The organism is Prevotella sp. oral taxon 306 str. F0472 (assembly GCF_000257925.1).
GTDB classification, from domain to species: Bacteria; Bacteroidota; Bacteroidia; order Bacteroidales; family Bacteroidaceae; genus Prevotella; species Prevotella vespertina.
This window is the reverse complement of sequence record NZ_AJIN01000033.1, coordinates 1-4,808: the sequence shown is the minus strand read 5'-3', so window position 1 is coordinate 4,808 and position 4,808 is coordinate 1. Positions and strand designations below refer to the sequence as shown.

Annotated in this window: 6 protein-coding genes; 3 read left to right on the top strand and 3 right to left on the bottom strand. The window is 42.7% G+C overall.

The features are described 5' to 3' along the window. From HMPREF9969_RS04785 to HMPREF9969_RS04775, 3 genes are all read right to left on the bottom strand, one after another. On the bottom strand, window positions 1-691 hold a 691-nt coding region (locus HMPREF9969_RS04785), incomplete at its 3' end, for a hypothetical protein (RefSeq protein WP_009434711.1). Window positions 692-724: 33 nt separating this feature from the next. Then, complete coding sequence (locus HMPREF9969_RS04780; RefSeq protein WP_009434708.1) at window positions 725-1,237, bottom strand: DUF3408 domain-containing protein; 513 nt, start codon at window positions 1,235-1,237, stop codon at window positions 725-727. 9 nt (window positions 1,238-1,246) lie between these two features. After that, the gene (locus tag HMPREF9969_RS04775) at window positions 1,247-2,026 is read right to left on the bottom strand and encodes a ParA family protein (RefSeq protein ID WP_009434706.1); all 780 of its coding nucleotides are present in this window, start codon (window positions 2,024-2,026) and stop codon (window positions 1,247-1,249) included. A gap of 692 nt (window positions 2,027-2,718) precedes the next feature. On the opposite strand from HMPREF9969_RS04775, the gene HMPREF9969_RS04770 reads away from it, so the two are divergent. From HMPREF9969_RS04770 to HMPREF9969_RS04760, 3 genes are all read left to right on the top strand, one after another. Continuing rightward, complete coding sequence (locus tag HMPREF9969_RS04770) at window positions 2,719-3,138, top strand: hypothetical protein (protein WP_009434709.1); 420 nt, start codon at window positions 2,719-2,721, stop codon at window positions 3,136-3,138. Window positions 3,139-3,154: 16 nt separating this feature from the next. After that, complete coding sequence (gene mobB / locus HMPREF9969_RS04765; protein WP_009434710.1) at window positions 3,155-4,435, top strand: conjugal transfer protein MobB; 1,281 nt, start codon at window positions 3,155-3,157, stop codon at window positions 4,433-4,435. A 71-nt stretch (window positions 4,436-4,506) separates the two neighbouring features. Further along, on the top strand, window positions 4,507-4,808 hold a 302-nt coding region (locus tag HMPREF9969_RS04760; RefSeq protein ID WP_009434707.1), incomplete at its 3' end, for a YWFCY domain-containing protein.

The following is a 4,808-nucleotide window of genomic DNA, read 5'->3' as shown; positions in this document are numbered from 1 at the left end:
CTGCTTTACGGATGGCAGCAAGTAGCTTTTGATGGTCTTTCTCCTGCTTGAGCGTTGCCTCTTTGATATAGTCCATAAGCAGTGTGCCTCGTATTGCTTGCAGTGTTTCGTGAACGTCAGTTTCGCTTTCCTCGTCAAGCGTGTCGTCATTCCTTTGCCATCCGTTTATACGGGACAAATCCCTTGCAAGAATGGCGGATGGTGAGACTTCGGGCATCACTGCATCAGCGATTTGCAGTTCCTCACGGATGATAGTATCTTCGTCCGACTCGTCCATTGTGTAGTCAACCTGCATTTCATTGTCCTCTTCTGTACCTTCCACTTCTTTTATTTCTTCGGACACAGATGGGGTTTTCTCTGCAAAAGTATTAGGTTTTTCATCAGGATTTTCAGAGGAGGAAACAGCGGGAACTTCTGAGATTTTTCGTGAATTGGTAGCAACCTCTTTTGATAGTGTTTCATTTTGTTCCCTATATGATTTACTCTTACCAACAAGCACTTGACGTGCCTGTTCAAGCTGGTCTTGCGTAACAGAAGAAACATTCTGCTTTTGTTTCTGCTCATTTTTCTTCTCGCACGTTTTCTCCAATCTGCGGCACGCTATGCGAAACTGCTGCCAAAGGAAGAGTATTCCAATGAACACCCATACTACTATCAAAAGCTGGAGAATGTTGAATAGTATTGTTTGCATACTGATGATGTTTGTTAGTCATTTATTCTATGTTCAAAAATCTATTGCCACCTTGCGGCGATGCTTTGCAGTGGCATTATTGAGCAGTTCCTTGTGTTCTTTAAGGTGTTCACGGAGAATATTGTCAATATAACAAGCCATCGATACCCGCTCACCTAAGTCCTGTAAAATGTTTCTTAGCACTTGGAGTGTATCAGCACTCATAGTAAAATTGGTCCGCTCCCGAAGACGGATTGACTGTAAATAGCGTGTTCGGTAGTCCTCCAAGGAAATCCGAGGTGTTTCCGCACTTCTCTCATATCCTCTCTCGTGGCTTTTACACAAGGTCTTATCCTGCTTATCGTCCGAGGTAGACATAAGTTCCTTTACCAGATGTTGGTTTTCCTTTTGGTTGGTACTGACCTCTGTCTTCACTTCCTCTTCATCTTCCTCATCAGGAGGGTCAAAAGACACAGTTTCCTTGGGTGGTGTCTTCATCACCCCGTCTTCTGCCATTTCCTTAAGCTTGGCTTCCAATCTCTGCCGTTGTTCCTGTATCCTTGCCATAGTGCTGTCTTATTTAAGTTGAATATGGGTAAGTAATTCCTCTGTCAGCTCATCAATGCCGGTCCCGATTCGTAAAGCCTTATTGGGAGGGAGGTAAGTGGAACGGAATACTCCACGGAATCCGTATTGCTCCAGTTCATGGCTGAAGCGGTGAGCAGCATAGACATGCTGATTAAGTAGCGTGTAATCTTCGTTCTTGATATACCTACTATAGTATTCTATGAGCGTGTTCTTAACTCTTCGGTCAACCTTATTCCATAGGAGAATGACTTCCTTGATACGGACACTTGACATAGATACACCCAAGTCATTTACAGCCTTGATATAGGTAAGGCAGGCAACCATTGACTGAACATCAGGCTCTAAAGGTGAAAGGATATAGTCCATCTCCAGCGATAGCTGCAAAAGGTCACTCGTGCCAGCATGACCAGGAAAGTCGAAGATGACCAAATCAAACTGCTCAGACGGATGTTTACGGATATACTCGTTAGCCTTCTCTATTGCCTCCTTAGGGTCTGCCTTGAGAATGCGATAGGCTGTACGCTTCAAAGAGGAGAAATATTGCTTCATCTGCTTGGAAAGCTGTGGATCACTTTCAATGCAAGCCTTTTCCCTTTCACGGAGTTTATAGAATGAGTCTTGAGACAAGTCACAGTCTACCACAAAAAGATGGATATTTCTTTCGTAGTAAAGAATGCTGCTGACAATCTCAGCCAAAGTACTTTTGCCAACACCTCCCTTTTGAGAGGAAAAGCCCAGAAATATGGGCGATGTTTGTATCTGTTCCATACTATAGATATTTTAATCGTTTAGTAATGATTAAAAAATAACTTGGTACATTTTCGGAGCCGAGGCATCGGTCTTGAGCAGTGTATTCAATTGATGAAAAACTCCAGAAATGGAACTATATGGTTTCATGGAGAGAGAGAAAAAAATACCAAGTTATTTTTTTATCATTACTTAAACTATAATTTGAATGGTAGTTCGTTAGAGTAATCGTCAGAGCGAATTATTAATTCTTTTATCTGTCGAAATACCGAAGTATCTATCGTTTTATTTGTCGATTTGTCGACATCTCGATAGTTCTATTTGTCGATATATTGAACTATTGAAATAGAGTTCGTCATATCGTTCTTTAAATAGTTCTGTCGAACGATATTCCGTTCGTTTTATCTGCAAAATAAAAGCTTTTTCGATAGATATTTCTATACGACAGAAGTACAAGGAAATGCAAGGAAAAAGAGTGAACATCATTGATAATGAGATATTTGAAAATCTGCCGTAACTTTGCAGGCGAGAATAATACATGGAGGTAACGTCCCGAAGCAGACACCCCAAAAGGGTGGATACTTCAATCGTATCAACTCTTAATATTGGCAAGGTGTGTCTTTGTAACACAAACCGCTGTTTGTACCACAAAGACCCTTGCCCCGAAGGGGAAATGAATTACTCCAAAGTCGTAATTAGAAGATAAAACGGATATGAATAAGGAAACGGAACATGGTTCAGAACGGAAACAAGCAGAAAAGCCACGTTGGGACAACTGGCATGTACGGTTGCCCAACCCAAAAGACCAGCAAAGAGCGATTGACTTGTTTCAACGTTCGGGAGCAGAAACGAAGTCGGATTTTATGCGTGGGCGTATTCTTGGAGAGAGTTTTAAGGTCATCACGGTGGATAAATCCGCTGTAGAATACTACCGAAAGCTATCCGAACTGACGGCACAAATCCATAAGATTGGCGTGCTCTATAACCAGTCCGTGCGGGCTATCAACAGCTATCACAGCATAAAGACTGCACAGATTATGCTTGAGAAGTTGGAGAAATTGTCGGCTCAAATCATTGCCTTGCAAGAGCAGGCTATCAATCTAACCATTGATTATAGAAAGAAGAAGTATTGAGAATTTAGTTAGAAAAATGATAGCAAAAATTTCAGCAACGGAGAACCTCGGAGGAGCACTCGGCTACAATTTCAAAAAGGTGGAAAAAGGAGAAGCGAATATTCTTCTTACCGCTGAATTGTATCAGAGCAAGGAAGGACGTTATACGATGGAGGACGTGCTTGCTGATATGGAGGCATTGATACCGAAGAACTGCCGTACCAAGAAAACGGTGTTCCACTGTTCGCTCAATCCGCACCCGGACGAGAAACTATCCGATGAGCAACTCACACAGATAGCCAAGGAGTATATGGAGGCACTCGGCTATGGTAACCAACCCTATATCGTCTTCAAGCACAACGACATCGCCCGTGAGCATATACACATTGTGTCGCTTCGGATAGATGGTGAAGGAAAGAAAATCAACGACAAGTTTGAAAAACGAAGGAGCAAGCAGATTACTGATACCTTGGAAAGGAAATACGATCTTATCCCAAGTTCAAAGGTTGCTGACAAAGCGGTGGAAGAAACGCCCAAGATTGACATCACCAGAGGAAACATCAAGGAACAGGTGGCAAGTGTTGTCCGCACGGTTCTGAAGCATTATTGCTTCTGTTCCTTGGGTGAATTGAATGCCATTCTTTCCGCATACAATCTTGCAGTGGAAGAAGTGAAGACGGAGTTTCGGGGAAAGAAGTATGACGGACTGGTTTATGTTCCGACTGATGACAAGGGGGGCAAGGCAAGCACACCCATCCATGCCTCGGACATTGGACGTGGTGTGGGCTATACTGCCGTACAGAACAAGATGCAGAAATCCAAACAAGCTATCAAGCCATTGAGATCAATCATAAGGTACAGGGTGTTACAAACAATGCGTACCTCTCCAAAGACAGAGGAAGAACTTCGGCAAAGATTGGAGGAACAAGGCTTGCGTGTGGTTATCCGAAAGAACGAAAGTGGACGTATCTATGGTAGCACATTCATTGATGACGAAGTGGGCGTTGCGCTCAATGGCTCGCGCTTGGGTAAAGGATATGCCGCCAATGTATTCAATACCTATTTCTCCAATCCTATGCACAACCCATTCTTGGATGAAGCGTTGTATGGAAGTCCATCTGTCCGTTTGGAACAGATAGATAAGACTCAGGCATTATTTCAAAGTTTGGAAGATGGGGACAACCTTGTCGATGAACTTATCGAAAGTATGGCAGATGGCTCATTCCTATCTACGGGCAACGATGATTGGAAGGAAACTGCATGGCAACGTAAACTCCGCAGACAAAATAAGGTAAATATTAAACGCAGGAAGCATTAAGTACACTGTTCATATAATATTCAGACACTTTTCAAATAGTATTCAAACGATATTCTAAATAAAACAGCGTTATGGCACAAGAAGATGATTTAAGGGCATTAGGTAAAGTTATGGACTTTATGCGAGGCATATCGGTGATATTCCTTCTCATTAACTACTATTGGTTCTGCTACGAGGCGTTCCATACCTGGGGCTTTACGCTCGGCATTGTGGATAAGATACTGATGAATTTCCAGCGTACCACAGGATTGTTTTCATCCATCCTCTGGACAAAACTCTTTTGTGTGGTTTTCCTTGCCTTGTCCTGCCTTGGGACAAAAGGCGTGAAAGAGGAGAAAATCACTTGGCCAAAGATTTGGACGGTGCTTTTCTC